The organism is Stenotrophomonas sp. 17(2023) (assembly GCF_030345315.1).
GTDB lineage: Bacteria > Pseudomonadota > Gammaproteobacteria > Xanthomonadales > Xanthomonadaceae > Stenotrophomonas > Stenotrophomonas acidaminiphila.
In genome coordinates this window covers 201,407-217,507 of the sequence record NZ_CP128405.1, presented here as the reverse complement: position 1 = coordinate 217,507, position 16,101 = coordinate 201,407, and the positions used below count along the sequence as shown (strand labels likewise).

Here is a 16,101-nt window from a genome sequence, read left to right as displayed (position 1 = left end):
GTTCATGCGTCCAGTCTCTCCGCGATCAGGTCCAGCAGTTGTTCGGCCAGCTGCGTCTTGGCGGTACCCGGAAACGCGCGCTGGCCATCGCCCCAGTAGGCGGTCGCCGCGTTCTGGTCGCTCTCGAAGCCGCCGCCGGTGATACCGACCTGGTTGGCGATGATGAGGTCCAGGTGCTTGTCGGCGAGCTTGCCACGCGCGTACTTCTCCACGTCGTGGGTCTCGGCGGCAAAGCCGACCACCAGCTTCAGCGCCTGCTCCTGGGTGGCCACCTCGGCCAGGATGTCCGGGGTGCGCACCAGCTCCAGGGTCAGCGTCTGGCTGCCCGCGGTCTTCTTCAGCTTCTGCTGCGCCACCTGGCGCGGGGTGTAGTCGGCCACGGCCGCCGCGCCGATGTAGATATCGGCCGGCAGCGCGGCCAGCACCGCCTCGCGCATCTGCGCGGCCGAGCGTACGTCCACCCGCTGCACGCCGGCCGGCGTCGGCAACTGCACCGGGCCACTGACCAGCACCACCCGCGCGCCACGACGTGCGGCCGCGGCCGCCAGCGCGTAGCCCATCTTGCCGCTGGAGCGGTTGCCGACATAGCGCACCGGGTCCAGGTCCTCATACGTCGGCCCGGCGCTGATCAGCACGCGCATGCCCTGCAGCCGGTCCGGCACGGCCGCAACCGCCGCGGGCGCGGCCTGGCCGGCCAGCGCGGCGACGATGGCCTCCGGTTCGCTCAGCCGCCCGGGGCCGGATTCGCCCTCGGCCAGCGGGCCGTCCTCCGGCCCGATCACCTGCGCGCCGCGCTCGCGCAGCAGCGCGATGTTGGCCTGGGTGGCCGGATGCAGCCACATCCGGTGGTTCATCGCCGGGCACACCGTCAGCGGCGCGGTCGTGGCCAGGCACAGCGTGGTGACCAGGTCGTCGGCATGGCCGTGCGCCAGCCGCGCCAGCAGGTCGGCGGTGGCCGGGGCGATGACGATGCGGTCGGCCCAGCGTGCCAGTTCGATATGGCCCATCGCCTGCTCGGCGGCGCTGTCCCACAGCGTGGTGCGCACCGGTTGCCCGGACAGGGCCTGGAAACTCAACGGCGTGACGAACTGCTGCGCACCGTCGGTCATGGCCACCTGCACGTGGGCGCCGGCGTCGCGCAGGCGGCGCACCAGCTCCAGCGATTTGTAGGCGGCGATGCCGCCGCCGACGCACAGCAGCAGCTTCTGTCCGTCCAGCGGCCGGGAGGGCGCATGGACACTGTGGGGAAAGCCGGTCACTTGGGAAATCCTACCTGCACAAGAATCTTTAGCTTACCCGAAGGGTCCGTGACGACTTATTACCCTGCACACGCTTGACGGCCACCCTGAGGCCATGCACATCCGCCACTGGCCCGACTCCGAACGCCCCCGCGAAAAGCTGCTGGCACAAGGGGCCAGCGTCCTGTCCGACGCGGAGCTGCTGGCCATCTTCCTGGGCTCGGGCCTGCCCGGCCAGGATGCGATACGGACCGCACGCGAGATGCTGCACGTACATGGCCCGCTGCGGCAGTTGATGGACCATGGCGCGCGCGAGTTGATGCGGGTGCCGGGCCTGGGCCCGGCCCGCGCCTGCCGGCTGGTGGCGGCGCTGGAGCTGGGCCAGCGCCACCTGGCCTCGGACCTGGAGCGCGGCACCACCCTCACCGACCCGGACTCGGCCGGCCGTTATTTCGTGCAGCGGCTGCGGCCCCGGCCGCACGAGGTGTTCGCCGCCCTGTTCCTGGACAGCCGGCACCGGGCACTGGCCTTCGAGGAGCTGTTCCGCGGCACCATCGACGGCGCCGAGGTGCACCCGCGCGAACTGGTGCGCCGGGCTCTGGCACACAACGCCGCGGCGGTGATCGTCGGCCACAACCATCCTTCCGGCAGCGCCGAACCGTCGGCGGCCGACCGTACCGTCACCCTGCGCCTGCGCGAGGCACTGGCCCTGGTTCAGATACGGCTGCTGGACCACTTCGTCATCGGCGATGGCCCGCCGGTGTCGCTGGCGGCCCGCGGCTGGATGTAGCCGGATGCGCCTGCCCGCCGGCCCCCGCCCCGGGCGTGACGCGCCTGCACCGGTCTTCCGGGACAGGCATGGCAGCCCCATCGCACGGCACGGCCGCAGGCCATGCAAGCCCCGGCCGCAGCCTGCACGCGCTGTTGACTTCGCTGACCGGCCGCGCCGCCGCGGGAGCAGCGGCCCCGCCGGTCGGGTAAAATGGTCAGTTCCGCGCTCCAAGCAGACAGTCACGTGAAATCCCTACTCCGCGCCCTGATCGGCCAAGGCATCGAAGCCTTGCGCGCCAACGGCACCCTGCCTGCCGACACCCTGCCGCCGGATTTCGTGGTCGAACGACCCAAGACCCGCGAGCACGGCGATTTCGCCACCAATGCCGCGATGCTGCTGGCCAAGGCCGCACGCAGCAACCCGCGCGCGGTGGCGCAGGCGCTGGTCGCGGCGCTGCCACCCAGCGACGACGTCGCCAGCGTCGAGATCGCCGGCCCGGGCTTCATCAACTTCAAGCTGGCGCCGGTGGCATTCCAGCGCGAGGTCGCCAGCGTGCTGCGCGAAGGCGCGGACTACGGCCGCAACCTGGGCGGCAACGGCCGCAGCGTCGGCGTCGAGTACGTCTCGGCCAACCCGACCGGCCCGCTGCACGTCGGCCATGGCCGCGCCGGCGCGATCGGCGACTGCATCGCCCGCGTGCTGGAAGCCAACGGCTGGAATGCCAGGCGCGAGTTCTACTACAACGACGCCGGTGTGCAGATCGAGAACCTGGCCCGCTCGGTCCAGGCGCGCGCACGCGGCTTCAAGCCGGGCGACGAGCAGTGGCCGGCCGAGGCATACAACGGCGAGTACATCGCCGACGTCGCCAAGGCCTACCTGCTCGGCCAGACCGTCGAGCTGGAAGGCAGCCAGGTGGTCGGTGCCGGCGATGCCGGGGACATCGACGCCATCCGCCGCTTCGCCGTGGCCTACCTGCGCAACGAGCAGAACCAGGACCTGGCTGCGTTCGGCGTGGATTTCGACATCTATTTCCTGGAAAGCTCGCTGTACACCGACGGCAAGGTCGCCGAGACGGTGGACCAGCTGGTCGCCTCCGGCCACACCTACGAGGAAGGCGGCGCGCTGTGGCTGCGCTCGACCGATTTCGGTGACGACAAGGACCGCGTGATGCGCAAGTCCGACGGCACCTACACCTACTTCCTGCCGGACGTGGCCTACCACCTGAGCAAGTGGCAGCGTGGTTACGAGCGCGCCATCACCGAACTGGGCGCCGACCACCACGGCTCGCTGGCGCGGGTGCGCGCCGGCCTGCAGGCGCTGGGCGTGGGCATCCCCCAGGGCTGGCCGGAATACGTGCTGCACCAGATGGTGACGGTGATGCGCGGCGGCGAGGAAGTGAAGCTGTCCAAGCGCGCCGGCAGCTACCTGACCCTGCGCGACCTGATCGACGAGGTGGGCAGCGATGCGGTGCGCTGGTTCCTGATCGCGCGCAAGCCCGATTCCCAGCTGACCTTCGACATCGACCTGGCACGCCAGCAGAGCAACGACAACCCGGTGTTCTACGTGCAGTACGCGCATGCCCGCGTCTGCTCGCTGCTGCGGCAGGCGCAGGAGAAGGGCATGGACTACGACCAGGCGATGGGCCTGTCCGCGCTGGCGCAGCTGGACGACGCGGCGTCGCTGGAGCTGATGAACGAAATCTCGCGTTACCCGGAAGTGGTCGAGGCCGCCGGCGTGTCGCTGGAACCGCACCTGGTCGCGCAGTACCTGCGTGAATTGGCGCACGCCTTCCACACGTGGTATCACGGGACGCCGGTGCTGGTGGACGATGCCGCCACCCGCAACGCCCGGCTGGCACTGGCCGGCGCCGCGCGGCAGACGCTCACCAACGGCCTGGGCCTGTTGGGCGTGAGCGCGCCGGAAAAGATGTAAGCAAGGAGACGTTGCAGAAATGGCAGCACGACGCGGCAAGAGCCAGGCCCGGCGCAACAGCGGCAACGGTACGCCCGGCTGGGTATGGCTGGTCGCCGGCGCGGCGATCGCGGCCGTGGTGTTCCTGGCCGCCCCGAACCTGTTCAAGAAGGAAGGCGACGGCTTCCTGCGGGTCGGCCCCCAGCCCAACCCGGACGCACAGCCGGCCCCGGTCGCCGATGCCGACATCGACGCCGGCGCCGACCTCCCCCGTCCAGCCGCGCACGATGGCGCGCAGCCGGCGGAGAAGCCGGCCGCGACCCAGTACGACTTCTACACCCTGCTGCCGGGCAAGGAAGTGCAGATGTCCGACGCCGAGCTGGCCGCCAGCGCACGTGCCGAGGAACAGCGCCGAAGCCAGGCCGCGCGGGCAGCGCAGGCCAGCGAAGCGCAGCGCGCGCAGGCTGCCCTGGAAGGGCGCCCGGTACCGGCGGCCGCCGCACCGCTGCCGGCACCGATCAGCGAGACGCCGCGCCAGGCCGCAGCCGCAGGCACGCCGGCCGGCACCACGGCGACTCCCCCGGCACCTGCCGTGGCCGCAGCCGACAGCGCACCCAGGCGGGCGGAGCCAGCGGCACCGGCAACCGCGGCGGGCGGCGACAACGTCCGCTACATCCTCCAGGCCGGCGCCTTCGGCGCTTCCGGCGACGCCGAGGCGACCAAGGCCAAGCTGGCGATGATGGGCCTGGCCGCCCGCGTCGAATCGGCGCAGATCAACGGCAACACGGTCTACCGCGTGCGCATGGGCCCCTACGGCACCGCCAGCGAACTGGCCGAGGCCAAGGCCAAGCTCAACGGCAGCGGCCTGCAGGCGATGGCCATCAAGGCGCAGTAACACCGCTTTGGCGGTGTGACCCCGACGCCCTCTTCTTCCACAACCCTGCGCCTGTCGGCGCGCCACGGTGACACCGCCACAGCGGTGTTACCCCAATGTCTGCTGCGCAGACATCGGGCCCCACGCCCTTTTCTTCCACAACCCTGCGCCTGTCGGCGCGCCCCCTTGACTCAAGGGGGCTGTGGCTCCGGCGGGAACATCGTGGGTGCGGGGCTTGCCACGCACAGGATTTGGCAAAGTGCACCATTCGCGGCAGGCTCCGCGTCTACGAGCCCCGTGTTCTGCGAGGTGCGGAAATCGTGGGCGCAGTGATGTCGCTACAGAGGCTTCACCCCACGTTTGTGAAACAAACCGTGGGTCCCGTGCCTGTTTTTTCCCACAACCCCGCGCCTGTCGCCCCCCCTTGGCTCAAGCGGACTGGGTCTCCGGTGGGTGGGCGCCATGGGCATGCGCGTTGACGCGATGGACGTGTTCGGGGTGTCCGCATCACGCCAGCGCCGGTGCTCCGCGAAGGTGCGAAAATCGACGGCCTCTTCTCCCTGGGAAACCGTCATGTCCAAGACCGTCCTGATCACCGGCGCCACGTCCGGTTTCGGTGCCGCCGCCGCCCATCGCTTCGCCGCCGCCGGCTGGAAGGTGATCGCCACCGGCCGCCGTGCCGAGCGCCTGCAGCCGCTGGTGGACGAGTTCGGGGCCGAGCGGGTGCACGCCGCGGTCTTCGACATCCGCGATCCAGCGGCGATGGAGGCGGCACTGGCGGCGTTGCCGGCGGCGTTCGGCGGCATCGACCTGCTGGTCAACAACGCCGGCCTGGCGCAGGGCACCGCCGCTGCCCAGCACGCCAGCCTGGAAGACTGGCGCACGATGATCGATACCAACGTCACCGCGCTGGTCACCCTGACCCATCACCTGCTGCCGCGGCTGATCGAACGCCGCGGGGCGATCATCAACATCAGTTCCACCGCCGCCATCTACCCGTATCCGGGCGGCAACGCCTATGGCGGCACCAAGGCCTTCGTCAGCCAGTTCTCGCTGGGCCTGCGCGCCGACCTGCACGGCACCGGCGTGCGCGTGACCGCGATCGAGCCGGGCATGGCCGAGACCGAGTTCACCCTGGTGCGCACCCATGGCAACCAGGCCGCCTCGGACCAGCTGTACAAGGGCGCCAACCCGATGACCGCGCAGGACATCGCCGAGCAGATCTTCTGGGTCGCCACCCTGCCGCCGCACCTGAACGTCAACCGCCTGGAGCTGATGCCGGTGAGCCAGTCGTTCGCCGGCTTCCAGGTCGCGCGCGAAGGCTGATGCCGGCGACACGGACGGGCATGCCGGCGGCTGCGATGCGATGGGCTGTTCCCATGCCTGCCCTCGACGCTGGCGCCCCGCCTGGCACTGCGCGCAGCACAGGCCGCAAATGAGAAGGGGCGGGCACCGCCCGCCCCCTCGTCAGCGCGGCGATGGCCGCGGCCGGCTCAGCCCAGCGGCTCGTCCGACAGGTAGGTATAACCGGTCAGGCCCGCTTCCAGCGCGGCATCCAGTTCGGCGGCACGCTCGGCCGGCAGGTTGGCCGCGGCCACGCGTTGCCGGTAGGCCGCGCGCAGGTCGTCCAGGCGGTAGCCGACGTAATCGAGCATCACGTCGGTGGTGTCGCCGCGACGCTGCTGGGCGATGCGATAACCGCTGCCATCGACCGTGACTTCCACCGCATCGGTGTCGCCGAACAGGTTGTGGATGTCGCCGAGGATTTCCTGGTAGGCGCCGACCAGGAAGAAGCCGATGCGGTAGCTCTCGCCATGACCCACCGAGTGCAGCGGCAGCGAGCTGTCCAGGCTCTCGTTCTCGACGTAGGTCTTGACCATGCCGTCCGAATCGCAGGTCATGTCGGCGATCACGCCGCGGCGGTCCGGGCGCTCGTCCAGGCGCTCGATCGGCACGATCGGGAACACCTGGTCGATGGCCCAGGCATCGGGGATCGACTCGAACACGCTGAAATTGACGAAGTACTTGTCGACCAGGCGGTCGTTCAGCTCGTCCAGCGCGGGGCGATGGCTCTTCTCGTCGTAGCTCAGGCGCGCGCGCACGCCGTTGGCGATGGCGTAGAACAGGTCGTCGATGCGCGCACGCTGCGGCAGGTCGATCTGGCCCAGGGCGTAGGCGCTCAGGCCTTCGGCGTGGAAGTGCTGGGCTTCCTGGAACAGCTCCACCGCCGGGCGCTGGTCCAGTTCGTCATGGATCTCGCGCAGGTGGCGGATCGCGGCCGGCTCGTCGTCATGCGCCTCGGGGATGCGGCCATCGGCGGCCTGCTCCACTTCGGACACATTGGCGATCAGCACCGCGTGGTGGGCGGTCATCGCGCGGCCGCACTCGGTGACGATGCGCGGCGGCGGCAGCGCGTGCGCTTCGCAGGCCTCGGCCAGCGGTTGCACGATGTTGCTGGCGTAGGCGTTCAGGCCGTAGTTGATCGAGCAGTAGCTGCGCGAGCGGGTGCCTTCGTAGTCGATGCCCAGGCCACCGCCGACGTCGACGTGGCTGATCTTCGCACCCAGGCGCGAGAGCTCGACGAAATAGCGGGTGGCCTCGCGCATGCCGTTGGCGATGTCGCGCACGTTGCTGATCTGGCTGCCCATGTGGAAGTGCAGCAGGTTCAGGCAGTCGGCGTACTCGGTATCGCGCAGCGACTTCCACAGGTCCAGCAGCTGGCGCGGCGACAGCCCGAACTTGGCCTTGTCGCCGCCGCTGTTCTGCCACTTGCCGGCACCCAGCGATGCCAGACGCATGCGCACGCCCAGGCCCGGCTTCACGTCCAGCGCCCTGGATTCCTCCAGCACCAGCTTCAGCTCGGAGGGCTTCTCGATGACGATATAGGTCTGCAGGCCGAGCTTGCGGCCGATCAGCGCCAGGCGGATGTACTCGCGGTCCTTGTAGCCGTTGCAGACGATCAGCCCGCCCGGCCGGCTCAACGCCAGTACCGCCATCAGCTCCGGCTTGGAGCCGGCTTCCAGGCCGAAACCCTCGCCATGGTGGCTGGCCAGGGTGCCGGCCACGCCGCGGTGCTGGTTGACCTTGATCGGATAGACCGCGGTGTAGCCGCCACGGTAATCCCAGTCACGCTGGGCCTGGGCGAAAGCCGCCTGCAGCTTGCCCAGACGCTCGCCGAGGATGTCCGGGAACCGCACCAGCAGCGGCAGTTTGGCGCCGGCGGCACGCGCCGAATCGACGATTTCCGGCAACGACACGGCCGGGCCCCGCGCGCCGGTGGGGCGCACCACGACATGCCCGGCGGCATCGACGTCGAAATAACCGTCGGACCAGTGCGGGATCGAATAGGTCTTGCGGGCCTGGTCGAGGGACCAATCGCTCATCGGCGTAGCAACTCTCGGCTGTGGATAAAAAGGACGCGCATTCTAACGCCAGCGGGGCAAGGGTCCGTTACAATCCGCGCCCGCGCCTTCCGCCCTCCCGCTCCGGAGCGGGATCCAGGGGCGGAAATACGGCGCAGACCCCGTCGTACCGGGCTTTGCCGCCCCCCCTCGCCCGCCCTCCGGGGCACCTTTTCCCGCCCGCGGGAGAAGGGAAAAGTCCATTGCACCCAGGAATCCCCATGACCACCCACGACAACTGGTTCATCGAACACTTCCAGCCGACCGGCTCGGCCATCGGTTTCCGCATCACCGGCAAGCTGGACGAAGTGCAGTCGCCGTTCCAGAAGATCGAGATCTACGACAGCACCGACTGGGGCAAGCTGATGGTCATCGATGGCGCCATGATGCTGACCACCAAGGACAACTTCTTCTACCACGAGATGATCAGCCACCCGGTGCTGTTCACCCACCCGGCGCCCAGGCGCGTGGTGATCATCGGCGGCGGCGACTGTGGCACCCTGCGCGAGGTGCTCAAGCACCCGGGCGTTGAAAGTGCCACCCAGTGCGACATCGACGAGCAGGTCACGCGCATGGCCGAGAAGTACTTCCCGGAGCTGTGCGAGTCCAACGGCGATGCCCGTGCCGAGCTGCTGTTCGACGACGGCGTGGCCTACATGGCCAACTGCGCGCCGGGCAGCGTCGACGTGGTGATCGTGGACTCCACCGACCCGGTCGGCCCGGCCGAGGGCCTGTTCAACAAGGCCTTCTTCGAAAGCTGCTTCCGCGCGCTGAAGGACGACGGCCTGCTGGTGCAGCAGAGCGAATCGCCGCTGGCGCTGCTGGACCTGATCAAGGACATGCGCGCGGAGATGGGCAAGGCCGGCTTCCAGTCGTTCAAGACCCTGCCGTTCCCGCAGCCGTGCTACCCGACCGGCTGGTGGTCGGTGACCGTGGCCAGCAAGCAGGCCGGTTTCGGCTTCGGTTTCCGCCAGGAAGACGCCGCCGCCAAGCCGTTCGACACGCTGTACTACACCGCCCCGCTGCACGCCGGCGTGCTGGTCAGCCCGCCGTTCGTGGCCAAGGCGCTGGGCGAGTAAGCCCGCGCCACACCGCAGCGACGTACCCCAACCCCGCGCCGGCCACCGGCGCGGGGTTTTCGTTGGTTCTCCAGGCGCCGCGCATCCCCCGGTCCACCCGGCTGCCGAACGCAGCCATCACGCTGCCTGGCACGGCGCCTCGCCCGGAGGGCCCTGGAACCATGCCGGACGACCCATTGACTACAACTGTAGTCAACCGCTAGCTTCGGACGGGTTCTCCAACGTAGGCCAATCGATGCGTCCCATTGCCCGGGTGTTTGGTTTCGTCCTGCTGACGTGCAGCGCAGTCGCCCTGGCCAAGCAGTCTCCCACGGCCGATGAACTGCGCCGCCTCGTCGACAGCTACGCCGATCACCGTGGGTTCAACGGGACAGTGCTGGTGGCGCGGGGAGACCAGGTGCTGCTGCGCGCCGCCTACGGCCAGGCCAATGTTGAATGGGCAACGCCCAACCGGGTGGAAGGGCGCTATCGGGTCGGCTCGCTGAGCAAGCCGCTGGTCGCCACGCTCACCATGCAACTGGTCCAGCAGGGCACGCTGCGGTTGGACGGGACACTGGGCGAATACCTGCCGGCGCTCTACGCCGGGACGCCTGCGGCGAAGGTGACGGTGGCCCAGCTGCTCAGCCACACCTCGGGGCTTGCCGACGTCCCCGGGCGCTACACCGACCCGTGGTGGCAGACCGCCGCGCGCCGCAGCTATGCGCCGATGGACTTTGCGCGTGAGTGGATCAAGCCGACGCTCCTGGAAAATCCGGGCCAGCAGTGGCGATACAACAACAATGGCTTCTTCCTGCTCGGCCTGCTGATCGAGCAGGCGACCGGGCAGGCTCTTGCGGACAACCTGCAGGAGCGGATATTCGCCCCGGCAGGCATGGCCGCCAGTGGTGTTTTCAACGGCAGTTCGGTGCTGGAACGGCTCGCCGAAGGCTACACCCGCACCGCGGAAGGCACCCTGGTGCAGCCACAGTGGATCGACCCGAGCGTGTCGTTCGCGGCGGCGGGCATCTACACCACGGTCGACGATCTCTACCGCTTCGACCGGGCGCTGTATGGCGAGCGCCTGCTGAGCCACGACACGCGGCGCCAGATGCTGACAGCGCAGGCGTCGCACCATGGATACGGGTGGAATGTCGATGACTGGACACTGCCCGATGGCGCCAGGCTGCAGGTCGTCTCCCACACCGGCAGCGTACCGGGCTACCAGAGCTATTACCTGCGGTCCGAGTCGCACGAGGACTGCGTCATCATCCTCGACAATTTCTGGCAGGGCGCGCTTGTGGTGATGATGGGCCAGGACCTCATGGAGGTGCTCAACGGCAAGCCGATGCAACCGGCAAAGAGGAGCCTGGACGACCTGCTGACCCCGATCGCCTATCGCCAGGGGCCCAAGGCCATGACGGCGGCCTATGAAGGCCTCGCAGCGCGCCGCGACGACTACGACCACAGCGAGAGGGCGCTGAACGCGCTGGGCTACAAGCTTCTTCGCGCGGGCCGCAAGGACGAGGCGGTCAGCGTATTTGAATGGAGCGTGGCGGCGTATCCCGGTTCGGCCAACACCCACGACAGTCTCGGGGAGGCGTATCGCGCGGCCGGGCGGCTGGATGAAGCCCGCGAAAGCTACCGCACCGCCTTGAAGCTCGATCCGGCCAGCCAGAGCGCCCGCGCGGCGCTGGAAGCAATGGGGGCGGACAAACAACCCGGAGACAGCAGCGATTGAGGCATCGGTGCCGCCCGCCCTGTCCTCGCCTGGGCCGGGCGCTCTCCTTTCCCGCATGGGGCCCTATCCCGCCGGATCGTCTTCGTGGCCCCGGCATCGGCGGAGGGCCCGGGGCTCCCGTCCGGAACGACCCGCGTCGCGTCTTTCGCTTGTGGCTCCCCGCGACGCCCGCTGGCCCACAGGACCCAGCAGCTTCAGCGCCGGAGGCGACCTCGCGGATGCGCAGCGCTTGGTTCAGGACGGGGATCGATCACCAGGCCGCCACCTGGGAGCCGGCTGCGGCGATACCGACCAGTGGCCGGCCTGCCCGGGCACGCATGCCACTGTCCGTGGCTCGCCCGCCGCGGTGAGCAACACCGGCAGCGGCCCGCCAGCCGCACTCAACCCTGGAAATCGCGCCAGAGCGGAATGCCGCGCCGGCGCGCATTCCGGCGCGCGTGCAACCCCATCGCCAGGCCGAACAGCACGCCGGCCAACACCATGGCCAACAGCACCATGCCCGCCGGCATCTGCGAACGGCGCCAGACCATCAACCACATCACCAAGCCCCAGGTCGGCCCGAAGAAGCCCCCCATCAGCAAGGCATTCGGGACAAACCCCATCATGAGCGGCGGCGGCACGCGGAAACCGAGCTTCCACAACCCCCGGTACAGCAACGGCGCCGACGTGCCGCGCGGCAGCCCCTTGCCATCCAGCATCGCCAGGGCCCGCTGCAGGCGCTGGCCGAATTCACCGTCCACGGTCGCCATGGTTCAGAGCGCGTCGGCGTCGATCTCACCGGTGCGGATGCGCACCACGCTGCCCAGGTCGTACACGAACACCTTGCCGTCGCCGATCTTGCCGGTGCCGGCGGCCTTGACGATGGCCTCCACCACCTCGTCGGCCTGGGCGTCGGTGACCGCGACCTCGATCTTCACCTTGGGCAGGAAATCGACCACGTACTCGGCGCCGCGGTACAGCTCGGTGTGGCCCTTCTGCCGGCCGAAGCCCTTGACCTCGGTGACGGTGATGCCGGCCACGCCGCGCTCGGCGAGCGCCTCGCGCACGTCGTCCAGCTTGAACGGCTTGACGATGGCCATGATCATTTTCATCGGTCGTTTCCCTGTCTGTGTGCCGGGGAAAGCATAGCCTGCCCGGCGCTGACCCGGCAGGCGCGGGGCGTGCCGCACGGACGGCAAGGGATTATCCTGATACCCCCACGCAACAGAGCCCGATGGCCGCGGTTGCCGGCGGCGCCTAACCTGCCAGCCTGCCCCTGCGGAGACCACCCCATGATCGACCTCAACCACATCGATGCGCTGGCCCGCCGCCTGAGCGACCTGGTGCCACCGGGCCTGCGCGAATCGCGCGAGGAACTGCAGGCTACCTTCAAGAGCGCGCTGCAGGCCGGCCTGGCCAAGCTGGACCTGGTCACCCGCGAGGAGTTCGAAGTGCAGCGCGCCGTGCTGCTGCGCACCCGCGAGAAGCTGGACGCACTGGAACAGGCCGTCGCCGCACTGGAAAAGCGCCCCGCCGGCGACGCCTGAGCCACGCCCATGAGCCTGGCGCTGGTGCACAGCCGTGCCCGCGCCGGGGTGGATGCGCCGCCGGTACGGGTCGAAGTGCACCTGTCCGGCGGGCTGCCCTGCACCCAGATCGTGGGCCTGCCCGAAGCGGCGGTACGCGAATCGCGCGACCGGGTGCGCGCGGCCATTCTCTGCGCACAGTTCGAGTTCCCGGCCCGGCGCATCACCATCAACCTGGCCCCGGCCGATCTGCCCAAGGACGGCGGCCGTTTCGACCTGCCCATCGCACTGGGCATCCTCGCCGCCAGCGGCCAGATCGACCGCCAGGCGCTGGCGGCACACGAGTTCATCGGCGAGCTGGCGCTGACCGGCGAACTGCGCGGCGTGGACGGCGCGCTGCCCGCGGCCATCGCCGCGGCGCGTGAACGGCGCACGCTGGTGGTGGCGCCGGACAACGCCGACGAGGCCGCGCTGGCACGGCAGGCGACGGTCAAGGTCGCGCGCACCCTGCTGGAAGTCTGCGCCGCCCTGGCTGGCGAGAAGACCCTGCCCGACGCGCAGGTCAGCACCCGCGACCCCGCGCCGCTGCCGGACCTGGCCGACGTGCGCGGCCATGCGCAGGCCCGCCGCGCACTGGAGATCGCCGCAGCCGGCGGCCACCACCTGCTGCTGGTCGGCTCGCCCGGCTGCGGCAAGACCCTGCTGGCCTCGCGGCTGCCCGGCATCCTGCCCGAGGCCAGCGAGGCCGAAGCCCTGGAAACGGCGGCCATCGCCTCGGTCGGGCGCCACGGCGTGGACCCGGCACGCTGGCGGCAACGGCCCTACCGCGCCCCGCACCACACCGCCAGCGCGGTCGCTTTGGTCGGCGGCGGCGCGCTGCCGCGGCCCGGCGAGATATCGCGGGCGCACAACGGCGTGTTGTTCCTGGATGAATTGCCCGAATGGAAGCGGCAGACCCTCGAAGTGCTGCGCGAGCCGCTGGAATCGGGCGTGGTCACCATCGCACGGGCCGCGCGCAGCACCGAGTTCCCGGCCCGCTTCCAGCTGGTGGCGGCGATGAACCCATGCCCGTGCGGCTGGGCCGGCGACCGCAGTGGCCGGTGCCGCTGCTCGGCCGATGCGATCGCCCGCTACCGCGCGCGCATCTCCGGCCCGCTGCTGGACCGCATCGACCTGCAGCTGCAGGTGCCACGGCTGCCACCGTCCGAACTGCGCGGCGATGCTCCGCCCGCCGAAACCAGCGCCGCCGTGCAGGCCCGGGTAACGCAGGCGCGTACCCACCAGCTGCAACGCGCCGGTACCCCCAACGCCCGCCTCGACCCGGGACAGACCCTGCGCGATTGCGTGCTGACCGCCGCCGACCAGGCCATGCTCGAACAGGCGATGGAACGCCTGCAGCTGTCCGCACGCTCGATGCACCGCATCCTGCGCGTGGCCCGCACCATCGCCGACCTGGCCGGTGGCGGCCCCATCGAGCGCACGCACCTGGCCGAAGCCATCGGCTACCGCCAGCTGGATCGCGCCTCTCCGGATGGCCCGCCGTAGAGCGGGCAACACCCCGCGGACGCCATCCGGAATGCGCCATCGGCGTTGCCGGCGCACTCTGTGCGGCCTGCGAATACGCCTTCACAACTACCTGTCGATGCGAGGCTCGCCGCGCAGGGGCTTTACCGGCATGGCCCACCGGGTGACGCCCGGCGCTGCATCACACCGCCGCCCATTGGACTCTGGCTCCCTCCGCATGCGCCCATGGGGCCGGCAGCCAGCTGCCACTGCCTGTCGATGAACGGCATCGCTTCGACGCTGCGAGGCACGCCGGCCATCGGGGCCTGCCTCCCCTTCGACCGGCCCATGCCCCCCGGTCGCCGCGGATGCGACGACAATGGCCGAATATGGACCTCCCTTCCCGTGGAGCCGGACATGGACAGGATTCAGCGCCCTTTCTTCCCGATCATCTACGTGCGCGGCTATGCCATGACCCGCGCGGAGATCGTCGAGACCACCTCCACGCCGTTCATGGGACTGGAGGCCGGCTCCACCAAGATCCGCCAGGCCCAGGACGGCTCGGTGGTGAAGTTCGTGTTCGAGTCGCCGCTGGTGCGGCTGATGAAGGACTACGGCTACCGCGACGTCTATGACGGCGGCGCCGAGCTGCGCAGCGGCATCGCCCCGCGCAGCATCGTCATCCACCGCTACTACGACGTGGCCGACCCCGCGTTCGGCGACGGCAAGGCGCCGTCGATCACCGAGGCCGCGGCCAGCCTGGGCCGGCGCATCCTGGAGCTGCGCGACAGCGTGTGCGGCAACAACGCCAGCCAGCGCCGCGACTTCCGCGTGTACCTGGTGGCGCACTCGATGGGCGGGCTGATCTGCCGTTGCCTGCTGCAGAACCCGGAAGTGGCCAGCGCCGAGGCACGCACGCTGGTGGACAAGGTGTTCACCTACGCCACCCCGCACAACGGCATCGATGTCGCCGGCATCAACGTGCCGGACCTGCTGTCGATCAACGACATGAACAACTTCAACCGCGGCAACATGGCGCGCTACCTGAAGGTCCCCAGGGACAAGGTCAACACCCTGGGCGATTCCGGCTTCCCAGCCGAGCGCATGTTCTGCCTGGTCGGCACCAACAGCCGCGACTACGCGGTGGCGCGCGGCCTGTCCTCGTTCGCGGTCGGCGCGCTCAGCGACGGCCTGGTGCGCATCGCCAACGCCTGGGTGGAGGGCGCGCCGCGCGCGTTCGTCAACCGCAGCCACAGCGGCTATTTCGGCATCGTCAATTCCGAGGAGGGGTACCAGAACCTGTCGCGCTTCCTGTTCGGCGACATCTGCGCCACCGCGCAGCTGGACATCACCGCGCTGGCGCTGCCACCGGAGGTCGAGGCCGCACGCCGGCGCGGCAGGCAGGTGCGCTCCTCGTATTACATCGAGGCCACGGTGGCGCCGCGCGGCGCCTATACGTACCAGCTCACCGCGCGCACCCAGGCCAACGAATCGGCGGTGCGCCGCGAGTACGGCGACATCTTCGACGCCGACGGCAACGTGCGCCGCGATGCGCGCGCGCCGGTGCTGTTCTCGGTGTTCCTGGACAGCCGCCGCATCACCGCCGGCAGCGAGGTCGCGTTCTCGATCGAACTGGCGGTGTGCAACGCCGGCTACGAGGTCGATGGCGCGCTGTTCCTGAAGAACCACATTCCCGGCGAATACCTGTTCCGCAACACGCTGGTGCTGTTCGCCCGGCCCGATGGCGATGGCTGGCGGCTGCGCTATGTCTGGGGCGACGACCAGTGGGCCGGCGGCCCCAAGACGCAGGCCGAACTGGACAGCGCCAGCGACAGGGCCATCGGCATCAGCCAGCAGTCACCGCGCGTGTTCACGGTACCGGTGTCTTCGACCAAGGGCTTCGCCGCGGAACTGAAGATCGCGCTGTCCGATTGGCAGTGACGCGGGAGGCCCGGCGCTCACGCCCGCGCTCTGCTGGCGGGTGATTGAACGGTGGCGACGGCGGACGACTGCGGCACGCCAGTACGCACGGTGTGAGCAGCGGCATTGCCGGGCGCCGCGAAGGCAGCGCATCACCTGTCGCGGGCCGGTGCCGCGGCAC

General features: G+C 69.8%; 13 protein-coding genes. 9 read left to right on the top strand and 4 right to left on the bottom strand.

The annotated features are described in order from the left end of the window. Positions 1–2: 2 nt before the first annotated feature. Positions 3–1,259 (bottom strand): bifunctional phosphopantothenoylcysteine decarboxylase/phosphopantothenate--cysteine ligase CoaBC, encoded by a 1,257-nt coding sequence (gene coaBC / locus QQA12_RS00940; RefSeq protein WP_226050759.1) that lies wholly within the window; start codon positions 1,257–1,259, stop codon positions 3–5. Between the two features lie 94 nt (positions 1,260–1,353). On the opposite strand from coaBC, the gene radC reads away from it, so the two are divergent. From radC to QQA12_RS00920, 4 genes are all read left to right on the top strand, one after another. Beyond that, entirely contained in the window at positions 1,354–2,028 is a 675-nt protein-coding gene (gene radC / locus QQA12_RS00935; protein WP_054662566.1) for a DNA repair protein RadC, read from the top strand. A gap of 225 nt (positions 2,029–2,253) precedes the next feature. After that, positions 2,254–3,942 (top strand): arginine--tRNA ligase, encoded by a 1,689-nt coding sequence (gene argS / locus QQA12_RS00930; protein WP_226050760.1) that lies wholly within the window; start codon positions 2,254–2,256, stop codon positions 3,940–3,942. Between the two features lie 19 nt (positions 3,943–3,961). Further along, the gene (locus tag QQA12_RS00925; RefSeq protein WP_054662561.1) at positions 3,962–4,816 is read left to right on the top strand and encodes an SPOR domain-containing protein; all 855 of its coding nucleotides are present in this window, start codon (positions 3,962–3,964) and stop codon (positions 4,814–4,816) included. A gap of 552 nt (positions 4,817–5,368) precedes the next feature. Next, positions 5,369–6,121: an SDR family NAD(P)-dependent oxidoreductase gene (locus tag QQA12_RS00920; protein WP_226050761.1), complete on the top strand. Its 753-nt coding sequence runs from the start codon at positions 5,369–5,371 to the stop codon at positions 6,119–6,121. A 167-nt stretch (positions 6,122–6,288) separates the two neighbouring features. On the opposite strand, the gene speA is transcribed toward QQA12_RS00920, so the two are convergent. Continuing rightward, the gene (speA, locus tag QQA12_RS00915; RefSeq protein ID WP_054662555.1) at positions 6,289–8,178 is read right to left on the bottom strand and encodes an arginine decarboxylase; all 1,890 of its coding nucleotides are present in this window, start codon (positions 8,176–8,178) and stop codon (positions 6,289–6,291) included. 239 nt (positions 8,179–8,417) lie between these two features. On the opposite strand from speA, the gene speE reads away from it, so the two are divergent. Both speE and QQA12_RS00905 read left to right on the top strand, forming a co-directional pair. After that, entirely contained in the window at positions 8,418–9,275 is an 858-nt protein-coding gene (gene speE, locus QQA12_RS00910; RefSeq protein WP_226050762.1) for a polyamine aminopropyltransferase, read from the top strand. Between the two features lie 235 nt (positions 9,276–9,510). Further along, on the top strand, positions 9,511–10,992 hold the full coding sequence (locus tag QQA12_RS00905; RefSeq protein ID WP_226050763.1) for a serine hydrolase domain-containing protein: 1,482 nt from the start codon (positions 9,511–9,513) through the stop codon (positions 10,990–10,992). A 380-nt stretch (positions 10,993–11,372) separates the two neighbouring features. Here QQA12_RS00905 and QQA12_RS00900 read toward each other — a convergent pair whose 3' ends face one another. Further along, entirely contained in the window at positions 11,373–11,741 is a 369-nt protein-coding gene (locus tag QQA12_RS00900) for a DUF6404 family protein (RefSeq protein WP_226050764.1), read from the bottom strand. Positions 11,742–11,744: 3 nt separating this feature from the next. Continuing rightward, positions 11,745–12,083: a P-II family nitrogen regulator gene (locus tag QQA12_RS00895; protein ID WP_182335875.1), complete on the bottom strand. Its 339-nt coding sequence runs from the start codon at positions 12,081–12,083 to the stop codon at positions 11,745–11,747. 180 nt (positions 12,084–12,263) lie between these two features. Between QQA12_RS00895 and QQA12_RS00890 the strand changes: the two genes are divergently transcribed. The 3 genes from QQA12_RS00890 to QQA12_RS00880 all read left to right on the top strand — a co-directional run bounded on the left by QQA12_RS00890 (position 12,264) and on the right by QQA12_RS00880 (position 15,941). Then, positions 12,264–12,518: an accessory factor UbiK family protein gene (locus QQA12_RS00890; protein WP_182335874.1), complete on the top strand. Its 255-nt coding sequence runs from the start codon at positions 12,264–12,266 to the stop codon at positions 12,516–12,518. A gap of 9 nt (positions 12,519–12,527) precedes the next feature. Further along, the gene (locus QQA12_RS00885) at positions 12,528–14,042 is read left to right on the top strand and encodes a YifB family Mg chelatase-like AAA ATPase (protein ID WP_226050765.1); all 1,515 of its coding nucleotides are present in this window, start codon (positions 12,528–12,530) and stop codon (positions 14,040–14,042) included. Between the two features lie 375 nt (positions 14,043–14,417). Beyond that, entirely contained in the window at positions 14,418–15,941 is a 1,524-nt protein-coding gene (locus QQA12_RS00880) for a hypothetical protein (RefSeq protein ID WP_226050766.1), read from the top strand. Positions 15,942–16,101: the final 160 nt, after the last annotated feature.

What these genes read in the sequence shown, in the direction of transcription:
- QQA12_RS00925 (WP_054662561.1), top strand. Translation starts at nt 3,962, where the DNA reads ATGGCAGCACGACGCGGCAAGAGCCAGGCCCGGCGCAACAGCGGCAAC.
- speA (WP_054662555.1), bottom strand. Translation starts at nt 8,178, where the DNA reads ATGAGCGATTGGTCCCTCGACCAGGCCCGCAAGACCTATTCGATCCCG.
- QQA12_RS00880 (WP_226050766.1), top strand. Translation starts at nt 14,418, where the DNA reads ATGGACAGGATTCAGCGCCCTTTCTTCCCGATCATCTACGTGCGCGGC.
- QQA12_RS00885 (WP_226050765.1), top strand. Translation starts at nt 12,528, where the DNA reads ATGAGCCTGGCGCTGGTGCACAGCCGTGCCCGCGCCGGGGTGGATGCG.
- QQA12_RS00920 (WP_226050761.1), top strand. Translation starts at nt 5,369, where the DNA reads ATGTCCAAGACCGTCCTGATCACCGGCGCCACGTCCGGTTTCGGTGCC.
- QQA12_RS00900 (WP_226050764.1), bottom strand. Translation starts at nt 11,741, where the DNA reads ATGGCGACCGTGGACGGTGAATTCGGCCAGCGCCTGCAGCGGGCCCTG.
- QQA12_RS00895 (WP_182335875.1), bottom strand. Translation starts at nt 12,083, where the DNA reads ATGAAAATGATCATGGCCATCGTCAAGCCGTTCAAGCTGGACGACGTG.
- speE (WP_226050762.1), top strand. Translation starts at nt 8,418, where the DNA reads ATGACCACCCACGACAACTGGTTCATCGAACACTTCCAGCCGACCGGC.
- QQA12_RS00905 (WP_226050763.1), top strand. Translation starts at nt 9,511, where the DNA reads ATGCGTCCCATTGCCCGGGTGTTTGGTTTCGTCCTGCTGACGTGCAGC.
- radC (WP_054662566.1), top strand. Translation starts at nt 1,354, where the DNA reads ATGCACATCCGCCACTGGCCCGACTCCGAACGCCCCCGCGAAAAGCTG.
- QQA12_RS00890 (WP_182335874.1), top strand. Translation starts at nt 12,264, where the DNA reads ATGATCGACCTCAACCACATCGATGCGCTGGCCCGCCGCCTGAGCGAC.